The organism is Caulobacter endophyticus (assembly GCF_003116815.1).
Taxonomy (GTDB): Bacteria; Pseudomonadota; Alphaproteobacteria; order Caulobacterales; family Caulobacteraceae; genus Caulobacter; species Caulobacter endophyticus.
In genome coordinates, this window is record NZ_QDKQ01000053.1 from 23,697 (window position 1) to 43,617 (window position 19,921).

At 67.9% G+C, this 19,921-nt stretch carries 16 protein-coding genes; 4 read left to right on the forward strand and 12 right to left on the reverse strand.

Annotated features, from left to right (window positions below; genetic code table 11):
* Window positions 1-7: 7 nt before the first annotated feature.
* Window positions 8-1,447 (reverse strand): efflux transporter outer membrane subunit, encoded by a 1,440-nt coding sequence (locus tag DDF67_RS14700; protein WP_109101619.1) that lies wholly within the window; start codon window positions 1,445-1,447, stop codon window positions 8-10.
* Window positions 1,448-1,585: 138 nt separating this feature from the next.
* On the opposite strand from DDF67_RS14700, the gene DDF67_RS14705 reads away from it, so the two are divergent.
* The gene (locus DDF67_RS14705; RefSeq protein WP_109101620.1) at window positions 1,586-2,200 is read left to right on the forward strand and encodes a TetR/AcrR family transcriptional regulator; all 615 of its coding nucleotides are present in this window, start codon (window positions 1,586-1,588) and stop codon (window positions 2,198-2,200) included.
* A 92-nt stretch (window positions 2,201-2,292) separates the two neighbouring features.
* The gene (locus DDF67_RS14710; protein WP_146198037.1) at window positions 2,293-2,757 is read left to right on the forward strand and encodes a hypothetical protein; all 465 of its coding nucleotides are present in this window, start codon (window positions 2,293-2,295) and stop codon (window positions 2,755-2,757) included.
* Here the strand turns inward: DDF67_RS14710 and DDF67_RS14715 are convergent.
* From DDF67_RS14715 to DDF67_RS25755, 6 genes are all read right to left on the reverse strand, one after another.
* Window positions 2,754-3,395 (reverse strand): isochorismatase family protein, encoded by a 642-nt coding sequence (locus DDF67_RS14715; protein ID WP_109101622.1) that lies wholly within the window; start codon window positions 3,393-3,395, stop codon window positions 2,754-2,756. The two genes, DDF67_RS14710 and DDF67_RS14715, sit on opposite strands and share 4 nt — an antisense overlap.
* Before the next feature lie 220 nt (window positions 3,396-3,615).
* Window positions 3,616-4,809, reverse strand: coding sequence for a CaiB/BaiF CoA transferase family protein (locus DDF67_RS14720; protein WP_109101623.1), 1,194 nt, complete (start codon window positions 4,807-4,809; stop codon window positions 3,616-3,618).
* A gap of 8 nt (window positions 4,810-4,817) precedes the next feature.
* Window positions 4,818-6,701, reverse strand: coding sequence for a hydantoinase B/oxoprolinase family protein (locus tag DDF67_RS14725; protein ID WP_109101624.1), 1,884 nt, complete (start codon window positions 6,699-6,701; stop codon window positions 4,818-4,820).
* 3 nt (window positions 6,702-6,704) lie between these two features.
* A complete protein-coding gene (locus DDF67_RS14730; RefSeq protein WP_109101625.1) occupies window positions 6,705-8,762 on the reverse strand; it encodes a hydantoinase/oxoprolinase family protein in 2,058 nt (685 codons plus the stop codon).
* Between the two features lie 141 nt (window positions 8,763-8,903).
* Window positions 8,904-10,595 (reverse strand): TonB-dependent receptor, encoded by a 1,692-nt coding sequence (locus DDF67_RS14735; RefSeq protein WP_199229245.1) that lies wholly within the window; start codon window positions 10,593-10,595, stop codon window positions 8,904-8,906.
* A gap of 102 nt (window positions 10,596-10,697) precedes the next feature.
* Window positions 10,698-11,387 (reverse strand): TonB-dependent receptor plug domain-containing protein, encoded by a 690-nt coding sequence (locus tag DDF67_RS25755; RefSeq protein ID WP_199229246.1) that lies wholly within the window; start codon window positions 11,385-11,387, stop codon window positions 10,698-10,700.
* 181 nt (window positions 11,388-11,568) lie between these two features.
* Between DDF67_RS25755 and DDF67_RS14740 the strand changes: the two genes are divergently transcribed.
* Window positions 11,569-12,483 (forward strand): hydroxymethylglutaryl-CoA lyase, encoded by a 915-nt coding sequence (locus DDF67_RS14740; RefSeq protein ID WP_109101626.1) that lies wholly within the window; start codon window positions 11,569-11,571, stop codon window positions 12,481-12,483.
* Window positions 12,484-12,635: 152 nt separating this feature from the next.
* On the opposite strand, the gene DDF67_RS14745 is transcribed toward DDF67_RS14740, so the two are convergent.
* The 5 genes from DDF67_RS14745 to DDF67_RS14760 form a co-directional block, all read right to left on the reverse strand.
* Window positions 12,636-13,049 (reverse strand): DUF2141 domain-containing protein, encoded by a 414-nt coding sequence (locus DDF67_RS14745; protein ID WP_109101627.1) that lies wholly within the window; start codon window positions 13,047-13,049, stop codon window positions 12,636-12,638.
* A gap of 14 nt (window positions 13,050-13,063) precedes the next feature.
* Window positions 13,064-14,239, reverse strand: coding sequence for an aromatic ring-hydroxylating dioxygenase subunit alpha (locus tag DDF67_RS14750; RefSeq protein ID WP_109101628.1), 1,176 nt, complete (start codon window positions 14,237-14,239; stop codon window positions 13,064-13,066).
* Entirely contained in the window at window positions 14,236-15,447 is a 1,212-nt protein-coding gene (locus DDF67_RS14755; protein ID WP_158278056.1) for a serine hydrolase domain-containing protein, read from the reverse strand. Before DDF67_RS14755 ends, DDF67_RS14750 begins: the two co-directional genes overlap by 4 nt.
* Before the next feature lie 2 nt (window positions 15,448-15,449).
* On the reverse strand, window positions 15,450-16,343 hold the full coding sequence (locus tag DDF67_RS25560) for an SMP-30/gluconolactonase/LRE family protein (protein ID WP_158278057.1): 894 nt from the start codon (window positions 16,341-16,343) through the stop codon (window positions 15,450-15,452).
* Window positions 16,344-16,422: 79 nt separating this feature from the next.
* On the reverse strand, window positions 16,423-16,977 hold the full coding sequence (locus tag DDF67_RS14760; protein WP_158278058.1) for a TetR/AcrR family transcriptional regulator: 555 nt from the start codon (window positions 16,975-16,977) through the stop codon (window positions 16,423-16,425).
* Window positions 16,978-17,350: 373 nt separating this feature from the next.
* On the opposite strand from DDF67_RS14760, the gene DDF67_RS14765 reads away from it, so the two are divergent.
* Complete coding sequence (locus tag DDF67_RS14765; protein ID WP_158278059.1) at window positions 17,351-19,891, forward strand: TonB-dependent receptor; 2,541 nt, start codon at window positions 17,351-17,353, stop codon at window positions 19,889-19,891.
* Window positions 19,892-19,921: the final 30 nt, after the last annotated feature.

Sequence of the window (19,921 nt, forward strand, 5' to 3'; positions counted from 1 at the left end):
AAACGGGTCAGGCGGCGCGGTAGCCGCCGCCGAGGGCGCGCACGAGCGCCACGTCGAGGGTGAAGGCGCGGGTCTCGAGGTCGGCGAGCGTCCGCTGATTGGCGATAAGGGCGTCCTCGGCGGTGAGGACCTCCAGGTAGGTGGCCAGGCCCCCGCGGTAGCGCTGCAGGGCGATGTCGTGGGCGGCCGACGAGGCGGCGACGGCCTTGCGGGTCTCGCCGAGGCGGGCGTCGAGGGCGCGGGCGCTGACGGCGGCGTCGGCGACGTCTTTCAGGGCCTGGGCCAGGGTCCCATTGTAGCTGGCCACGGCGGCGTCGTAGTCGGCCGCGGCGCCGCGATAGTTGGCCCGCAGCGCGCCGCCCTGAAAGATCGGCAGGCGCACGGCCGGGCCGATCGAGCCGATCCGCGAGCCGCCCTTGGTCAGCAGGTCGAGACCGAGCGACTGCTGGCCGAAATAGGCCGACAGGTCGACGTTGGGATAGAACTCGGCCCTGGCCTGCTTGATCGACTGGCCGGCGGCCTCGGCGCGCAGGCGGGCGGCGAGCACGTCGGGCCGGCGGCCGATCAGGTCGGCCGACAGGTTGGCCGGCAGGCCAAAGGCTTTCAGCGTCCCCACCTTGGGACGATCGATGGAAAGCCCCCGGTCGGGGCCGGCGCCCAGCAGGGCGGCGAGGCGATTGCGGGTCAGTCCGACGGCTTCGTCGGCGGCGGCCAGCTGGGCGCGGGCCAAGGCCAGGGCGGCCTTCGACTGTTCGGTAGAGCCCTTGTTCTCCAGGCCGTTGGCGGTGCGGTCGACGGTCAGCCGGGCCGTCTGCTCACGGGTCTTCACCGCGTCGGCGGCGGCGTCTCGGTCAGCAAACAGCTGAGCCAGATCCGCATAGGCGGCCGCGACGCTGGTCGACAGGATGAGGCGCGCCTCGGCGGCGTCGGCCTTGGAAGCTTCCGCCTGCGAAGTCGCGGCGGCGAGAGCCGCGCGGTTCTTGCCGAAGAAGTCGAGCTCCCAGGCGAAGTCGAGCGTGGCGCGGCCGGTGTCGTTGTAGCCCTGGGGCACGAAGGCGGCCGGGATGCCGTTGTTGTAGCTCTGCTTGACCGAGGCGTAGGTCGCGCCGGCGCTGAGGCTGGGCAGCGTGGCCGAGCGGGCCTGGCCGGCCAGGGCTTGCGCCTTGCGGACACGAGCTTCGGCGGCGGCCAGGTCGGGCGAGCCGGCCAGGGCCTCGTCGATCAGGGCGTCGAGCTGGGCGTCGCCATAGGCGGTCCACCAGCGGTCGGTCGGCCAGTCGGCGGCGGGCGCAGCCAGGCTCTCTTGCGAGGCATAGGCGTCGGGCGCCTTGAGCGCCTGGGCCGGCGGCAGCTTGGGCACGGCCGCGCAGCCCGCCAGGGCCGTGGTCGCCAGTAGGCCCGCCAGGGCCAGTTTAAGGGGGGAAGTCCGGGGGAGGGCGTTTGCCATCGGATTTGCTCGATATCAAACCGTACAGGACGGTCCAAATATAACTTGACGTGACGACGTCAAGTGAAAAGTGTACGGTCTGGTCCAGAAAACGCCTGGGCCTGGTTAACGGGCCGATCGGAGCCGGGAGGAGGGCGCGTGCGCGTCAAGACCGAGGAAAAGCGCAAGTGCATTCTGGAAGCGGCCAAGGCCGTGTTCCTGGAGCGTGGCTTCCTGGGGGCGAGCATGGCCGAGGTGTCCGCCCGCGCCGGCGGCTCCAAGCAGACGCTCTACAGCTACTTCGCTTCCAAGGACGATCTGTTCGTCGCCACCATGCTGGAGAAGGGCGCCCAGATCATCGATCCGGTGTTCTCGACCTTCGAAACCGAGAATGACCTTCGCTCCGCGCTCAGCCGCTTCGGCCGCGTCTTCCTGGAATTCGTTTCGAGCGAGGAGGTGCTGGCCTTCCGTCGCATGATCATCGCCGAGGGCGCGCGCTCCAATCTCGGCAAGCTGTTCTTCGAGAACGGTCCCCGGCGCGGCTGGACGCGGATGACCACCCGCTTCGAGTGGTTCATGGAGCAGGGGCAGATGAGGCGCGTCGACCCCTGGAGGGCCGCCATGCACTTCCAGGCGCTGTGCGAGTCCGGCGCCTTTTATCGCCTGCTCGAGGGAGTTTTGCCCGAGCTGTCGCCCGAGATGATCGACGAGGCGGTCGACGCGGCGGTCGACGTCTTCATGCGCGCCTATGGATTGGAGGCGGCCGACGGTTGATCGCCGCCTTGCGTCGGGCACGATCCCGCGCAAATCTTCCCTCGTGAGTTGATGGCGGGGCGAGCATGGGCGGCGGCGTGAGGATCAAGGGATTGGCCGCTCTTGTGGGAGCCGCTCTGCTGGCCGGCTGCGCCACCACGCCGGAAGGCCGGTTCGCGAGCCTTGGGCCTTTGCGCGCCGCGCTCAGCACCTCGCCTGAGGCGCTGCAGGCGCGGGCCGATCGCAACGACGCCAACGCCCAGATGGCGCTGTCTCTTCTCTATCATTACGGCCTGGGCGGCGTTGAGCGGGATCCAGGACAGGCTTTCCTGCTGCGTTCGCGCGCCACCGCCCAGCGCGGATCGACCCCGATCACCACCTACATCCCCGGCATCAACGGCAAGCCCGGCCGGGTCTCGATGATCTTCGTGCCGCGCTACGACGTCTCGGCCGCGCAGGCCGCCTCCAATGCCGCCTGTGCAGACGCCCTCGCCAAGGGCGATCGCTCGCCGCAGGCTGTCGAGCCGTGCGGCGGCGAGGCGCGATACGATCAGCTGGCGGCTGGCTGGAGGCGCTAGTTTCCGGCAGCGTCGGCGATCAGCTTCAGGGCTTCGTCTTCCGACACGACCTCGGCGTACTTGGCCTGCAGGTCGAAGAGATTGGCTTCCTGCACCCGCTCGTCGCGGTCGCCGGAGGCTTCGCGCACCACGAACGGGATGAAGCCGTGCTGCAGGGCGTCCAGCGCGCTGGCCCGCACGCAGCCTGACGTGGAAAAGCCGCCCATGATCACGGTGTCGACGCCCATGGCCCGCAGGGTCGAGGCCAGGGGCGTGCCGAAGAAGGCCGAGGCGTACTGCTTGGACAGCACGATCTCGCCCTCGATCGGGGTGATTTCCTTGGGGAAGGCGCCGAGCGGCGAGCCTTCCTGGAAGGCCTTCAGGGCCGGCACCTTGCGATAGAACACCCCGCCATCGCGACCGCCGACGCCGGCCTGGTAGACCACATTGGTCAGGATCACCGGGATGCCGGCCTTGCGCGCGGCCTGCAGCAGTCGGGCGTTGCTGGCCAGGGCCTCCTCGACGCCGGCGTAGAGCGGCGAGTCCGGCAGCAGATAGGCGTCGACCACGTCGATGATCAGCAGGGCCGGGCTCTTGCCGAAGGCGAGGCGCCCGCCGAAGCCGGCCTTGTGGTAGTCCGCGTTCAGGTCTTCAGCCATTTCTAACTCCGCTCATCCCTGCCGGGGCGGGGATCCAAGCTGACTTTCGGTTGTAGTGCGTGGTCCTCGTCCTTCGACAGGCTCAGGATGAGGACCAGTGCGCAGGCCGCAGGATCGTAGGCCGCTGCAGTGGAAACCTCACCCTGAGCTTGTCGAAGCATGCCCTCATCGGGCCGCGCCAGCGGCGCGACCCAATGGGGGCGAGGTTTCGGATCCCTGACTAGACCACCCCTTGCTCGGCGAAGGCCTTCAGTTCGCTCTCGCTCACCCCCAGCTCGCTCCACACCGCCGCATTGTCCTGGCCCACCGCCTGCGAGGCGATGGCGCGGACGACGCCCGGGGTCTTGGAGAGCTTGGGCATGACGTTCTGCATCGGCAGTTCGCCCCATCGCGGGTGGTCGAGCGTGACGATCGACTCCCGGGCCGCGAAGTGCGGGTCGGCCAGCATCTCGGGCGCGCGATAGATCTTCCCGGCCGGCACGCCGGCCTCGATCATCCTGGTCTCGACCTCGTCGACCGTCAGCGTCTTGGTCCACTCTTCGATGATGGCGTCCAGCGCCTTCATGTTGCGGCCGCGGTTGACGTGGTTGACGTAGTCCGGGTGCTGGGCCAGTTCGGGCTGGCCCATGGCCTTGCAGAGGCGCCCGAACACCGTGTCCTGGTTGGCGGCGATCAGGTAGTCGCCGTCCTTGCAGTGATAGACATTCGACGGGGCGATGCCGGGCAGAACCGAGCCCGAGCGCTCGCGGATGTAGCCCATGACCTTGTAGTCGGGGACCAGGCTTTCCATGACCTGCAGCACCGCCTCGTAGAGCGAGCTGTCGACGACCTGGCCCTGGCCGGTGGCGTCGCGGTGGCGCAGGGCGGCGAGAGCCCCGAGGCAGCCATAGGTCGCCGCCAGGGCGTCGCCGATCGAGATGCCCATGCGCGAGGGCGCGCGGTCGGGATCGCCGACGATGTGGCGCCAGCCGCCCATGGCCTCGCCGATGCCGCCAAAGCCCGCGCGGTCGGCATAGGGACCGGTCTGGCCATAGCCCGACACTCGCACGATGATTAGGCCCGGGTTCTCGGCGTGCAGGACTTCGGGGCCAAGGCCCCAGCCCTCCAGCGTGCCCGGCCGGAAGTTCTCGATCAGGATGTCGGCCGTGGCGATCAGCTTGCGGGCCAGGGCCTGGCCTTCGGGCACGCGCAGATTGGCCGAGACCGTGCGCTTGTTGCGGGCCACGACCTCCCACCACAGAGGATAATCGCCGCGGCCCCAGTCGCGCATCGGGTCGCCCTTGCCGGGCGGCTCGATCTTGATCACGTCGGCGCCCATGTCGCCGAGCAACTGGCCGCAGAACGGACCAGCAATCAGCTGACCCATCTCGACGACGCGCAGGCCCTTCAGGGGACCCGTGTTTTCAACCGTCATGACGCGCCTTACTCCGCCGCCAGGGCCAGAGGGGCGTTGCGCCACACGGGCGGGCGCGGCGCGGGCAGGCCGGTGTCGGCCAGGCACGAGGCGCGCAGCTCGTCGAGCGACGGACCGCGGTCGAACACTTCCAGCGGGCCGCGCTCGTCGCGGATCTTGGCGCGCAGGGCCTCGGTGGCGGCCGCATCGGCCTTACCGACGGCGTCGATCACCACGCCGAAGCGCTTGGCGCCCTCGGCGCTGACCAGGCCGCGCGAGACTTCCAGCTCGACCAGCTCGACTTCGCGCTCCAGCGGGTCGCCCCATCCGCCGCCGCCCCAGGTGACGAAGTGCAGCAAATCACCCTTGCCGACCTGGACGCCGTCGCACTTGGAGGGCAGGGCCACGCTCTCGCCATTGGCCTTTTCAAGGCGCTTCCACGAGCGGGCGCCGGGCAGGCCCCCGTTGACGCCCCACGGCGGCACGAACCAGCGGTCGTCGTGGATGGCGATCGTGCCGGCCTCGGTGAAGCGGTAGGTCATGTGGATGCCGTTGCCGCCCCGGAAGCGCCCGGCGCCGCCGCTGTCGGCCACGCTCTCGTAGCGCTCGATGACCATCGGGAAGTAGCGTTCCAGGAACTCGTTGGGCACGTTGGTGAAGCCCGGCCACAGCGAGTGGCCGTCGGCGCCGTCGCCGAACGGACGGCCCGGAATGCCGCCGAAGCCGATCTGGAACAGCTGGAACCACTCGCCCTTGCCGTCGAAGCCCGAGAACATCAGGTGGGGCGAGCTCGAGAAGCCGGCGGCGCACAGGAATTCCGGGGTCTTCTGGCCGAGCAATGCGCCCAGCACGTCGAAGATGCGGCCCAGCGCGTGGGTGCGGCAGGACAGGGCGGCCGGGAACTTCGGCTTCAGCAGGCTGCCTTCCGGAATTCGCACGTCGACGAGGTCGTAGAAGCCGTCGTTGAACAGGATCTGCGGGTCGAAGACCATGATCATGTAGATGCCGAAGAACATCTTGAACATGTTCTCGTTCAGCAGGAAGTTGATCGAGCTGTCCGACTGCGGATCGGTGCCGTCGAAGTCGAGAACGACCTTGTCGCCCTCGCGCCACATGGTGCACTTGATCTTGAACGGACCAGCGCCTTTGCCGTCGTCGCAGATGTAGTCCTCGAACGACACCGGGGCCTCGCCGATCGCCGTCGAGATCAGGTGGGCCATGGCGCGGTGGTTGCGGGCCAGCAGTTCGTCGAGGGCGCTGGCGAAGACGTCGTCGCCGAAGCGCTCGCAGATTTCCACTACCCGGCGGCCGGCCACGCGGCACGAGGCGACGATGGCGTGCAGGTCGGCCTTAAACCACTCGGGCATGCGCGACTGGTGGGCCGCGATGCGGACGATGTCGCTCTGCAGCTCGCCCTTGCGATAGAGCTTCACCGGCGGCAGGCGGAAGCCTTCCTCGAAGATCGAAGCCGCGTCGGTGGGCAGCGAGCCGGGAACCTTGCCGCCGACGTCGGTCATGTGGCCGAACATCGCCGACCAGGCCACCAGCCGCCCGTCGCGGAAGATCGGGGCGATGCACAGCTGGTCGGATGCGTGGCTGATCGCGCCCTCGACCGAGTAGGGATCGTTGACGAGGATGATGTCGCCTTCCTCGATCTCGCCGTCATAGCCCTTGAGGAAGCCGTCGATGAACGAGCCGAACTGGCCCACCACCATGCGGCCGTCGCGGTCGGCGATCAGCGGGAAGGCGTCGCCCTGCTCGCGGATGCCGGGCGACAGCGCGGTGCGGAACAGGGTGGCGTCCATCTCGACGCGGGCGTTGCGCAGGGCGTTCTCGATGATGTCGAGCGTCACCGGATCGACGGTGACCTTGCCGAACGGCGTGGAATTGGTTTCCAGGATGCGCGCGGGCATGGCTCAGGCCTCCGAAACGGGGTTGATCAGGATGACGCCGTAGGCGTCGACGAGCGCCTCGCAGTCGGGCAGCACCAGGGTGGTCGAATCCATCTCGGTGATGATCGCGGGGCCCGGGACGCGGTCGCCGGCGCGGAGTTTCGAACGATCGTAGATGGCGGCCGGCTTCATGCCGCCGTCGGCCCAGACCTCGTGGTCGCGGATCTTGGCGCGCGAGGGATCGCCGTCGCCCTTCTCGATCTCCAGCGAGGGGATTTCCTGCACCTTGCCCATGGCGACGGCGCGCAGGTTCACCAGCTCGTGCTCGGCGTCCATGTTGAAGGTGAAGAGGCGGCGGTGCTCTTCGTCGAAGGCGGCGGCCAAGCGGGTCAGTCCGCCGTCCTTCAGGCCTTCCAGCGTCACGTGCATCGGCACTTCGAAGGCCTGGCCGTGATAGCGGACGTCGATCTCGAAGCGGGTCTCGATCTCGGCGTCGGTGACGCCGTCGGCTTTCAGGGTGTCGCGGATCTGGCCGTCCATCTCGCCGAACAGCGAGAGCACCTCGGCCTCGGTCGCGGCCGACAGGCGCTTGGAGTAGGAGCGGGCGGTTTCGGTGCGCATGCGGGTGGTGGCGTCGCCCAGAGCGCACAGCACGCCCGGCGACACTGGCGACACGGCCGGCCACGAGCCCATCAGCTTGGCCACGGCGTTGACGTGCAGGGGGCCCGCGCCGCCGAAGCCCATCAAAGCAAAGTCGCGCGGGTCGTAGCCCTGCTGCACCGAGATCATGCGCAGCGCGCCGAACATGTTTTCGTTGACGATGTCGATGATGCCGCGGGCGGCCTCATAGAGGTCGATGCCCAGGGCGTCGGCGATGGTCTGCACCGCCGTGCGGGCCGCCTCGCGGTCGAGCTTGAAGGCGCCGCCCAGCAGGTCTTCGGGCAGATAGCCAAGCACCACGTTGGCGTCGGTGACGGTGGGGGCCGTGCCGCCCTTGCCGTAGGCGGCCGGACCCGGCGCGGCGCCGGCCGATTCCGGGCCCACGCGCAGGGCGCGGGTCAGTTCGGGCACCTTGGCGATCGAGCCGCCGCCGGCGCCGACCGTCTTCACGTCCAGCGACGAGGCGCGGACCGTCAGGTGGCCGACGTCGGTGGTGCGCACGCGGCGCGGCTCGCCGTTCTCGATCAAAGCCACGTCGGTCGAGGTGCCGCCGACGTCCAGCGTCAGGATGTTCTTCAGGCCAGAGTTACGGGCTACCCACAGGGCGCCGGTGACGCCGCCGGCCGGTCCGCTCATCAGCAAGGACACGGGATGCTCTTCGGACTTTTCCGACGACATCAGACCGCCGTCCGAGCGCAGCAGGGCGATGCGGCCCTGCATGTCGAGGCCGCGCAGCTTATCGCGCAGGTTCTTGACGTATTTGGACACGACCGGGCGGACCGAAGCGTTGGCGACGGTGGTCAGGGTGCGCTCGTACTCCTGCATTTCCGGCAGGACCTCGTGCGACAGCGAGACCAGCACGCCCGGCAGGATCTCGGCGGCCAGCTCCGCCACGCGGCGCTCGTGCGAGCCGTTCAGATAGGCGTTCATCAGGGCGATGGTCACCGCCTCGACGCCCTGATCCTTCAGCTTGGTCAACTGGGCGCGGACGTCGACCTCGTCGAGCGGGCGGATCTCCTTGCCGACCGCGTCGATGCGGCCCTTGATCTCGACGGTGTCTTCCAGCTTGGCCAGCGGCTCGGGCTTGGGCCAGATGATCCAGGCGGCGAGGCCCCCGGGCACCAGCGAACGAGCGATCTGCATCACCTGGTGGTAGCCCTCGGTGGTCACCAGGCCAACGCGGGCGCCCTTGCCCTCGAGCACGGCGTTGGTGGCCACGGTGGTGCCGTGCAGGAAGACGTCGACGTCCGATGGCTTGACCCCGGCCTTCTCGCAGACCGCGTTGACGCCGGTCATCACGCCGACCGAGCTGTCATGCGGGGTCGAAGGCGTCTTGTGCCGCCAGAAGTCGCCCGTCGCCTCGTTCAGCAACAGCAGGTCGGTGAAGGTCCCGCCTACGTCCACGCCCAATCGGTAAGCCATCGTCAGCCTCTATTGCTGGCGCGCCAACTCCCCCCAGGGTGACGGCGCGACGCCTATGGAGGCGACAATCCCTCGATCGGGCGGCGCGCGCCGGACCGGGGGAGGGGTTTCACCGCTGTGCGGGCGCCGCTCGTTCTGTCGTCAGAACTTCACGGCGAGTTCGACCCCGAAGGTGGCGCCGGCGGCGGGCGAGGCGAAGTTGCCCCCGAACTCCGGCGCCGGGATCACCTCGGTCAGGTACTTCTCGCCTGTCACGTTCTTGCCGAAGGCCGTGACGCTCCAGGCATCCGCTTTCAGGCCGGCCCGCAGGTCCAGCGTCGTGTAGGCGTCGCGGCGGCTCTTGGCATAGTTGGCCCGGCCAAGCGCGCCGTAGCTCAGCTCGAAGACCGTGGGCGCGTCCTGGTCCTGCACGACGTGGAACCAGGTCGGCCCCGTGCCGCGCACGTCGGCCCGCAGGCGCAGGGCCAGGTTATCGGGCAGCGGATGGACGTAGTCGGCCGCCAAGTTCCAGGTGTAGCGCGGCGTGTAGGGCGACTCGGCGCCAATGGTGTCGGGTCGCACGCTGTTCTTGCGGATCTCGCTGTCGGTATAGGCGCCCGAAGCCTCCAGCGTCAGACGAGAGCTAGCCTTGTAGCGCAGACCAAGCTCAGCGCCCTTGATCCGCACCTCGTCGATGTTGGACACCACGCGCAGCAGGCCGAACGGGCCGACGAAGAACTCGAAGAACTGCATGTCGTCGACGTCTGTGTGATAGGCGGCCGCATCGATGGTCAGGCGGCCGTCCAGCATCCGGCCCTTAGCCCCGATCTCGAAGCTGCTGGAGACCTCCTTGTCGAAGTCGTCGCGGATGGTCACCGGCTTGAAGCCGGCCGCCGTACGCACCGGATTGACGAACAGGTTCACCGTGGCGGCGCTGCCCTGGCTGTTGAAGCCGCCGGACTTGAAGCCCACGCCCCAGTCGCCGTAGAGCGTCCAGTCGTCGCTGGCCTTCCAGCGCAGGGCGATCTTGGGCTGGAGCTGGTCGTAGGTCTTCTTCTGGTCCTTGATGCCGCCCGGATTGATCGTGGCGTCCAGGCCCGGGTTCAACGCCGCGCCGCCGGTGTAGGGCGGGCCGTTGAAGTCAATGTACTTGTTGCGCGTCGCCGTCGGCACCAGGTTATGGACCTTGCGCTCCTCGCGGTCGTAGCGCAGAGCCAGCGAGCCTTCTAGGCCGGGCGTGATGTCGTAGGCCAGCTGGCCGAACACGGCCGCCACGTCGCTGCGGAAGTCGTCCCAGTAGAGCTGCTCGGTCGAATAGGCCGAGGACGAGGGCACGTAGAGGGCGCGTGGAACCTCGCCGCCGCCGTCCAGGCCCGTGGCCACGCCCACCTCGCGGTCGATGCGCAGGGCGTAGGCCCCTACCATCCAGCGCAGGGGCTGTTCCGAGCGCGAGGTCAGGCGCAACTCGCCCGAAACGTCGCTCTGGTCGCGCTTCTGGTACTGGTATCCGTCGCAGGCGGTCGGCGTGTAGGGACCGAAGAACGAGCCCGCCGCCGTCGGCGCCAGGTACTGCGGCGCGGGCAGGGTGATCCCCTTGGCGGTCAGGTTGGCGATCGAGGCGGCGCAGGCGGCGCTGGCGTTGAAGAAGCCGAACGAGGCCGAGGTCCCGTCGGCGACCAGGTCGTTGTCGATGTCGGAATAGAGGGTCCAGGCCGTCAGCGTGGCGAAGCCGAGGTCCCGTTCCAGCTTGGCCGAGACCTCCATCGCCTGCTGCTGATTGGTGTGCGGCACGTTGTTCTGGAAGGCGAAGCGGTGGTCGTTGACGTCTTCGTGATAGGACGGCGTGCCCAGCACCGAGGCGAAGGCGGGCAGGGCGAAGACGGCGTTGTAGGCGATCGAGCCGGCGGTCAGCTCGCCATAGCGGGCCTTGAGGTCGAGCTTGGTCTTCTCGTCCAGTCACGCCACGAGGCGGCCGTTCAGGTTGTAGCCCTCGAAGCGGTCGACCGCGCCGCCGCCGAAGTCGCTGCCCCAGAAGCCGTCGGTCTTGCGGAAGTCGGCCGACAGGCTGCCCGAAATCCGTTCGCTGAGCGGTCCGGCTACGCGGATGTCGCCGGAAAAGCTGTCGCGGTTGCCGACGCTGACCTTGCCCGCACCCTCGAAGGTTTCGCCCGGTTCCACGGTCGAGACGATGATCGCCCCGGCGGCGGCGTTGCGGCCATAGACGGCGCCTTGCGGACCCTTCACCACCTCGATCTGGCGCAGGTCGGAGAACTCGCGGTTGAAGGCGGCAGGGTTGGCCATCTGCACCCCGTCGACGACGAAGGCGAACGACGCCTGGGCGTCGCGGGCGCCGTTGACGCCGCGGATATTGACCTGAGCGTCGCCCTGTTCGGCGGCCTGAACCAGGCTGACGCCCGGAGTCAGGGCCACGAAATCGGCGGCGCGGGCGACGCCGGCGGCTTCCAGCGTGCCTTGGCTCAGGGCCGAAACGGCGGCGGGCACGTCACGCAGGTTCTCGGCCCGCTGGCGTGCGGTGACCATCACTTCGTCGACGGCGGTGGGCGTTTCCTGGGCGGACGCGGCGCCCGCCCAACTCAGAGCCAGTAGTGAAACGCCCAGCAGGGCGGCGGTTTTGTTGGTGTTCATCGATCAGGCTCCCCTCCAGTGATCGAGGAGGAGTTTGCGCCGCATACCGGTGTTCGCTGCCTGGTCTCGCCGGCTCCCCGCCTGTCGGGCGCCCGCGGGCGGGGCGCTGGCTTCGCGGGCGCCGCTACGCATCCTCGCGCGCCATGCCTGCCCGCGTCGCGGGCGTCGAGGAGACCGCGCCATGACCGACCGCATCGAGATCGTCGAGGTGTCGCCTCGCGATGGCCTGCAGAACGAGAAGACGATGGTCTCGGCGGGCGACAAGGCGGCCCTCGTGCTGAAGGCCGTCGAGGCCGGCGCGCGCCGCGTCGAGGCGGTCAGCTTCGTCAATCCGCGCGCCGTGCCGCAGATGGCCGACGCCGACGAGGTGATGGCCCGCCTGCGCGGCCAGCAGGACCTGCGCGCGCGCGGCGTGTCGCTGATCGGCCTGGTGCTCAATCGCCGAGGCCTGGACCGCGCCATCGCCGCCGATGTCGACGAGGTCAATTTCGTGGTCGTGGCCAGCGAGACCTTCAATGCCCGCAACCAGGGCGTCCCGATCGCCGAGACCCTGCGCCAGATTTCAGAGGCGCCGCAGGTCGCGCGGCAGGCTGGACTGAAGCTGGGCGTCACCATCGCGGCCGCCTTCGGCTGCCCGTTCGAGGGCGAGGTGGCCGTCGAGCACGTGGCCCGCATCGCCGCCGAGCTGGCCGACTACGGCGTTACCGAGCTTACCCTGGCCGACACAATCGGCGTGGGCGACCCCCTGGCGGTCGAGACCCGCTTCACCGCCGTGCGCGCCGTCGCCCCGGAGACGGTGCTGCGCGCCCATTTCCACAACACCCGCAACACGGGCCTGGCCAACGCCTTCGCCGCCTGGCGCGCGGGCGTGGCCAGCCTCGACGCCTCGATCGGCGGCATCGGCGGCTGCCCCTTCGCCCCGGCCGCCACCGGCAACGTGCCGACCGAAGACCTGGCCTACATGTTCGCGCGCATGGGCGTGTCGACGGGGCTTAACCTGGCCTCGTTGATCGACACGGCCGGCTGGCTCAAGGGCGTGCTTGGCGCACCGGCGCTGCCGGGCATGGTGTCTAAGGCGGGCGGGTTTCCGGCCTAGAAAAACCCCCGTGGGGGAGGCGGCCGAAGGCCGGTGGGGGGACGTTTCCAGCTGCCGCCGCCTTGGCAAGTCGGCAACCACTTCCCCCACCGATCGCTACGCGATCTCCTCCCCCCACAGGGGGAGGTTCCTTTTGGGTCAGGCTGGCTGACCTAGTACTTCAGCCCGACCGCCACGCTAGCGCCGTCTGCGCCGACGTCCACCGCCGAGTCCTCGAACTTCGGCGGGCCGAACCGCGCCTTGGGGGCGCGTGACAGGCCCACGCCGTCGGCGGGCAGGCCAAGGGCGGTCTTCTTCATCACGCCGTCGCCGTCCTGGTCGTGGAAGGCCAGGAACGACCAGCGGCCGGGCGGCAGGTTGGCGAACTTGGCGCTCACCGCGCCCGAGGCGGCCGGAACCTTCACGTTGTAGGGGCAGGACTTCAGGAAGGTGGCCTTGTCGCAGGCCGACACCACGACCTGGCCCTTGGCGTTCTGGACCCCCGAAACCTTGACCTCCACGGAGGCCGCCTGCGCGGCCCCCGTGACGGCCAGCGCGGCGACGAGGACGAGGATGCTCGGTCTCATGCGCGTCGCTCCCGCTACTCGGCCGCGGCCGGCGCGGAGCCGCCGTGGCGCTGTTTCAAGGCCTCGGCCCGAACCCGCTCGCCGTCGACCAGCGGCACGGTCTTGAGCAGGAAGTCCTTGGCTTCCTTCGGATCGGCGCGGTCCGGCGAGGGGATCACCATCGCCCGCTTGCCCTGCACGTCGCGCTCCATGGCGTCGACGTCCAGCGCCCAGCCCTTCTCGATCAGCTCGCGGCGCTTGTTGCGCCAGGCCACCATGATGCCGTCCGACTTCACGCTGACTTCCTCGTGCAGATAGACCGGTAGCAGCTCGGGGCAGACCTTCTCCATGATCACGCGATCCTGCTCGAAGATGCGCAGGGTGCGGCGGCGGCTGTCGCCGTCCCAGATCTTCTGGGTCAGGAAGTTGCGGGCCATGATCCAGCGGGTGATCGTGGTGGTCTCGTCGATCGGCGTGTTGACGTCGAAGATCACCGTCGACCAGGTCGGTGTCGGGCGGATCTGGATGCGCACGTGCGCGCCCGAGACGTGGAAGCCGTTGCGCACCGTGACCATGCTGCGCTTGGCCTTGCGGAAGAACTTCCACATGCCCTTGTACTCGGGCGGCACGAACTTCAGCTCGGCATAGGCCGACCACTCGTCCTGCTCGAGCGTGAACTCGTGCACCTGCGGGGCTTCCTTGTCGCCGAAGCTTGGGTGGACGAAGGCCGCGTGCGAGGGGTCGATGCCGTTCTCGGTGATGCGGGCGTAGTTGGCCTTCCACTCGTAGGTGCCGCGAATGCAGCGCCAGGCCGGGTCATCGAACTCGGGGAAGGGCGGCAGGGGCGGGCGCTCGGCCTCGGGCAGGTCGCCCATGAACACCCAGATCATCCCGTACTTTTCCAGCACCGGATAGGCGTCGACCTTGGCGCGCGGCGGGATCTTCACGCCGGGCTCCTGCGACGGGATCTTCACGCACTTGCCGCCGCCGTTGAAGCGCCAGCCGTGATAGGGGCACTCGATGGCGTCATCGACGACCATGCCGCTGCCCAGCGACGCGCCGCGGTGGATGCAGACGTCAGACAGGCAGCTGACCTTGCCCTTGGAGTCGCGGAACACCACGAACTCCAGGCCCAGCATCTTCACCCGCTTGTGGCCGCCATTTGGAATTTCGTCGCTGTACTCGGCGACGTACCACTGGTTCTTGATCATGGCGCCTTCTCCGGCTGCGGGGCGGCGGGGGCCGCCAGACCGCGAAGAATGAGATTGGGTATCTTGGTGTCGTCCCAGTCGTCGAGATCGACGCCGTCACGCAGGACGACCAGCTTCTGAGAGGGCACGATCCAGAGGCGGCGTTTGCCCCAGCCGTCCAGGAAGATGGCGTCCTCGGCGGCGATCGGCTCGGCCGACACGCTGGCCTTGTCGGGACGTTCTGGCGAGTAGATGCGGTTCTTCACGAACGGACGTCCGCGCCAGACCTGGAAGCCGTAGCCCGGATTGGCCTTGCCCGGCGCGCTCATGGCCGCGACGTAGTCGGCGGGCAGAACCTGCTTGCCCTCGAACGATCCGCCGTTGGCCAGCATGATCCCGATACGCATCCAGTCCTGGACCTGCGAGATCATGCAGCAGTCGCCGTGCGCCAGGCCGCCTTCCTTGGCCAGCCACAGCGAGCCGTCGTGCATGCCCAGCGGCGAGAACAGCTTTTCCGACATGTAGTCGGCGAAGGTCTTGCCGGTGGCCCGCTCGACGATGACGCTCAGCGCCACCGGGTCGGGATTGTGGTGGCCGAACACCGTGCCCGGCGGATGCACGGCCTTGAGAGCCAGGTTGTCCTTGGCGAGATCCGGCGACAGGAAGGTGCGGATGGTGCTCGACCACGGGGCGTAGGAATAGTCCGGCGGCTCCAGGCCCGACGACATCTGCAGGAGATCGCGGATGGTGATCCTCGAGCGCTCGTCGTTCTTCCACTCGGTAATGAAGTCGGCGGCCGGCTGGTCGACTGACTTGATCTTCCCGTCGGCGATGGCCGCGCCGATCAGCATGCCGGTCATGGTCTTGGTGAAGGAGTGGGCCTTCATCACCGTGTTGGGACCGACGCCGTTCCAGTAGCGCTCGTAGACGATCGCCCCGTCCTTGACGACGATCAGGGCGTCGGACTTTCGCGCGCCGGCGTACTCGGCGGCCGCCTCCAGCGCGGCCGGATCGATCCCGGCCGCTTCCGGCGTCGTCTTCGGAAGGGGCGTGGCGGGCGCGCCCTTCACGACGGCGACCGGCTTGTACCAGTCGATCGGCGGCTCCAGCGGATTGACCGTCAGGGCGCGGAAATAGCGGTTCCAGTAGAGCGGCGCGGTCGCATAGGTCGTCGCGCCCGCCAGGACGACGGCGCCAAGGCCGATCAGCAGAATCTTGCGCTTCTTCACTTTCAGGCCGCCTTGGCTTCGACGATCGAGGTGACGCCGAACGGGATGTCCAGCTTGACGCTGGCGACCAGCTCGCCGCTGTCCAGCGCGATCTTGGCCAACTGGCCCGAGAAGAAGTCGCCGGCCCAGAAATGCGCGCCGTCGTCCGTGACGCGCAGGAAAGACCACCCGCGGCCTTCCGGCACGGCGTAGGTGCGCAGCACCGACCCATCCTGGGCCACGCGGCGCACCTCGTTGCCGCAGCTGACCAGCACGTCGTCGTTCGGCGTGGCGGCGATGCCGAACACCATGCCTGGCGGATCGGTGCGCACATAGAGCGGCGGCAGCTGGGCGTCGGCCTCGATGTCGAAGCGATAGACGGTGTGGCCGGTCTCGGAGACGTAGGCGACGGTCTTGCCGTCCGACAGCACGGTCAGGTGGGTGACGCCCAGGAAGCCCATGACGCCGCCATGGTACTCGGGGCGGTAGAAGCGCGTCACCCGGCCGTCGGCGTCGAAGCGCACGAGGCGCCCTTCGCCGGTGAAGGGCGGAGCCAGGCCCGAGAGGTGCTCGCCGGCCAGGGCGCCGCCGTCGGGCAGGAACACCATCGAACCGAGGCCGCGACCGGGCAGGAGAGAGGCCTGGCCCGGGACGCGAAGTCCTTCGGCGTCGATGCGGGTGACGTTCCGGGCGAACGGATCCAGGGCGTTGAGCTCACCGGTGCGGGGATTCACCGCCAAGCCCGAAACCATGCCGAAATCGCCCGTGTGCAGGGCCGCCTTCTGCTGCAGGTCGGGACCCAGGAGCAGAATCCTGGACAGTCCGAGCTTCAGCTTGTCGTCGGTGACTATGGTCGCGGCTACCCAGAGGTCGCCCGCCTGGGGTTTGACGGGGAGGGAAAGAGGGTCGCCGAACATCAAGGTCTCCGCGTGCGGTCAGGCCCGCGCTTGGCGGGATGCTCGGAGACTTTCAAAAGGGGACCGACCGGTCAATTTTCTAGTCGGCGCTATCCGACTGGTGAGAAGTCGCCGCGTCGACCCCGGTCTGGTAGCGGCCCATGACGTGGTCCAGCATGCCCACCACGCGCTCCCAAGCCAAGTCGTCATGCAGGTCGAAGCCGAAGAAATTCGGTTCGAACTTGGCGCGCATGCCCACATACGAGACGGCCGATAGCATGGTCATGGCGATGGCCAGCAGTTCCTTGTCCTCGCTGCGCTGCCCGATGAACAGGCGCTCGTACTCTTCCCAGATGCGGATGCGCACCGCGGTGACCGCGTCGCGCAATTCCGGAGGGCCCGCGAATTCGCCGGCCATGATCGTGGCCACGGCGGGGTGCGCGCGCAGCGACGAGGCGTAGGTCCGCACGAGCATTCGCAGGCGCTCCATCGGCGGTCGCTGGTGGAAGGTCTCCAGGGGCTCGTCCAGCATGTCGGAAAGGCGTGGCCAGATGCCGGTGCGGCGCACCCAGGCGTCGGCGACGCCGCCCAGTCCGCCGAAGTAGTCATATATTTGTTTCTTGCCGACGCCGGCTTCCTTGATTAGGGCGTTCACACCCGCGTCGTGGACGCTTCCGCGCTCCATAAGACGCCCGAACGCCTCTACGATCGCAGCTTCTGTGGCGATCCGGCGCGATTGCCGAGGCTTGGTTGCGGGCGCTACGTCTGTCAGCATGGCGGGACTTTCCTGAACTCCTATCCGATGGACGGACAAACGCTTTATCGCAAGACCTGTATTGGTCCGGCTCCATCATCTTGACCGTCGGGGAACAGTCGCGGGGAACGCGGCGGGGTGTGGTCAAGATTTGAAGAGGGGAGTCATGACCAAGTCGGCAATGAGTATCTATGGCGCGAGCGCGAGCGCTCTTACGCTTCTGATTTGTTCGGGGCAAGCCCTCGCGCAAACGACGACTTCGGAAGAGTCCACGGTGATTGGGGAGATCACCGTCACGGCGCGAAACAAGTCTGAATCTTCCCAGGACATTCCGGTCACCATCAACGCCGTTTCGGCCGAGACGATCGAGCGTCGCAATATTTCTGACATCAGCCGCGTGGCTCAATCGACCGCCGGCCTGACGTTCGACCAGGGCCTTACGCCCAGCGACACGCGCCCGGCGATCCGCGGCGTCCAGGCCGTTCGGGGCCGTCCGAACGTGGCCATCCTGGTGGATGGGGTCGACACGTCTTCGGAAGCCTTCGCCACCGCTGGCGGCGGCGCCCTGGCCAGCTTGCGCTTCGTCGACGCCGAGCGCATCGAGATCGTGAAGGGGCCGCAGAGCGTGCTCTACGGCCGCTCGGCCTTCTCCGGCGCGATCAACTACATCTCCAAGCGTCCGAACCTCGGCGAGTTCGAGGGCAAGATCAGCCTGGAAGCCGGCGACTTCGGCCTGAGGGAGGGCAAGGTCTCGCTCTCTGTTCCGCTGGTGCAGGACAAGCTGGCGATCAACCTGAACGCCGGCGCCTGGGAAAACGACGGCCAGTACCTGAACAGCGTCAGCGGCAAGCGCGTCGGCGGCGGTGAAGCCAAGGGCGCGGCCTTCAGCGTGCTGATGAAGCCGACCGAGAAGCTGACCGTCTTCGCCCGGGTGCAGAGCTCGCATGAAGAATACGACCAGATGGCCCGGGCCTACATCACGGCGGTGAACCCGCTGACCGGCACGGCCAACACCGCCAATTTGGGCGTGGCCGTCACCGATCCCAGCAACAATCGCCCCGGCTTCACGGTCAAGGGCGACCTCAGCGACGCCGCGGTGGTCAAGAGCCAGACCATCGCCTACTCGCTGGATCCGCGCACGGGCAAGGACTTCAAGGGCACGGTCACCGACGCGACCCGCGCCTCGTTCGAGGTCAACTATGAAAGCGACTGGGGCACGTTCACCTCGCTGACCGGCATCACCCGCGGCGAGACCACCCAGATCCAAGACTTCGACAACTCCAACAACAGCCTTAGCGGCAACGTGCTTCCGCTCTATGCGGGCATGGCGCCGTTCTATGGCTCGCTCTACCAGTACCTGGGCTTCCTGCGCGCCTACGGCCTGAACTACTCGACCGTGGCGCCGACCGGCGGCCTGCCGGCCATCGGCTTCTCGGTGATGCTCGACGACGACTTCGACACCAAGCAGCAGAGCCAGACGCTGCGCTGGAGCAAGGATTTCGGCAAGCTGCGGACCTCGCTGGAAGGCCTGTACTTCCACGAGCAGGCCAGCCAGATCAACAAGGACCAGTTCTGGATGCGCGAGGGTTCCGACCCGCGCCTGACCATCCTGACGGCGCTCTTCATGGGCGGCGGCGCCACGGCGACCGGGGCCTTCCAGGCGCCGACCACCACGGCCAAGGCCACGGCGGACTATCCGCTGAAGATCTCGCGCGAAACGGACTCGCTGTCCTGGGCCGGCAGCGTCGAATACGACGTCACCGACGCCCTGACCCTGCGCTTCGACGGTCGCTACATCGAGGAACGCGTCGCCTATCGCGGCAGCCCGTACCAGCCGATGTACTACCGCCTGTTCGGCGTGCAGCTGGTCTGCCTGCAGCAGCTGGGCTGCGCCGCCGGTCCGGCCGGCACCGCCGCCGCGCGGGCCGCCCAACTGGCCAGGACCACCCAGGTCGACAAGAAGACCGTCCGCGCCGACGCCTTCACGCCGAACTTCGTGGCCAGCTACAAGATCACCTCGCGCAACTCGGTCTATGCGTCGTACGGCGAGGGCTTCAAGCCGGGCGGCGTCGATACCACCGGCACCAGCGGCAGCGTCGACTCCACCTTCAAGCCGGAGAAGCTGCAAAGCTTCGAAATCGGTTCGAAGAACGTCTTCCTGGGCGGCGACCTCGTCCTGAACGGCGCGCTGTTCTTCAACCGCTACAAGAACCAGCAGATCGGCACGACCAAGGTTCTGGGCGGCACCTCGGTGCCGTCGGTGGAGAACGCCGGCGAAAGCGAGAGCAAGGGCATCGACCTGACCAGCGATTGGCGGGCCGCCCCCTGGCTGACGCTGAGCAGCAACTACACCTACACCGACGCCGAGTTCACCGACTACAAGGTCCCGACCCCCGGTTACTTCGACCGGATCGAGTCCACCAACGGCGATTACACCGGCAAGGTCGTTCCGCTGACGCCCAAGCACAGCTTCAACATCTCGGCCCTGGTCACCGGCGAGCTGCCGAAGATGTCGAACTGGTCCTGGACCGCCGAACTGTCGGGTCGTTACCAGTCCAAGCGCTACATGACCCAGAACAACCTGACCTGGCTGCCGAGCTACTTCGTCTCGGATCTGCGGGCCGGGATCACCGACGGGTCATGGGGCATCGATCTGGCCGTCACCAACCTGTTCGACGACGACACTCCGAAGAACGCCATCGCGGCGACCGACTTCGGCTTCTTCGATCTGAACAACAACACCCCGCCGCGCTCCTACGTGGTTTCTCTGCCCGAGAAGCGCGCGGCCTCGATCCGCATCAGCAAGACCTTCTGATCTTTCTGATCGCGTGACCTTCAAGGCCCG

Bases quoted from the DNA above. Each gene is read 5' to 3' on its own strand.
- DDF67_RS14700 (WP_109101619.1), bottom strand. From the start codon at position 1,447: ATGGCAAACGCCCTCCCCCGGACTTCCCCCCTTAAACTGGCCCTGGCG.
- DDF67_RS14715 (WP_109101622.1), bottom strand. From the start codon at position 3,395: ATGGCTGAAGACCTGAACGCGGACTACCACAAGGCCGGCTTCGGCGGG.
- DDF67_RS14720 (WP_109101623.1), bottom strand. From the start codon at position 4,809: ATGACGGTTGAAAACACGGGTCCCCTGAAGGGCCTGCGCGTCGTCGAG.
- DDF67_RS14725 (WP_109101624.1), bottom strand. From the start codon at position 6,701: ATGCCCGCGCGCATCCTGGAAACCAATTCCACGCCGTTCGGCAAGGTC.
- DDF67_RS14730 (WP_109101625.1), bottom strand. From the start codon at position 8,762: ATGGCTTACCGATTGGGCGTGGACGTAGGCGGGACCTTCACCGACCTG.
- DDF67_RS25755 (WP_199229246.1), bottom strand. From the start codon at position 11,387: ATGAACACCAACAAAACCGCCGCCCTGCTGGGCGTTTCACTACTGGCT.
- DDF67_RS14740 (WP_109101626.1), top strand. From the start codon at position 11,569: ATGACCGACCGCATCGAGATCGTCGAGGTGTCGCCTCGCGATGGCCTG.
- DDF67_RS14745 (WP_109101627.1), bottom strand. From the start codon at position 13,049: ATGAGACCGAGCATCCTCGTCCTCGTCGCCGCGCTGGCCGTCACGGGG.
- DDF67_RS14750 (WP_109101628.1), bottom strand. From the start codon at position 14,239: ATGATCAAGAACCAGTGGTACGTCGCCGAGTACAGCGACGAAATTCCA.
- DDF67_RS25560 (WP_158278057.1), bottom strand. From the start codon at position 16,343: ATGTTCGGCGACCCTCTTTCCCTCCCCGTCAAACCCCAGGCGGGCGAC.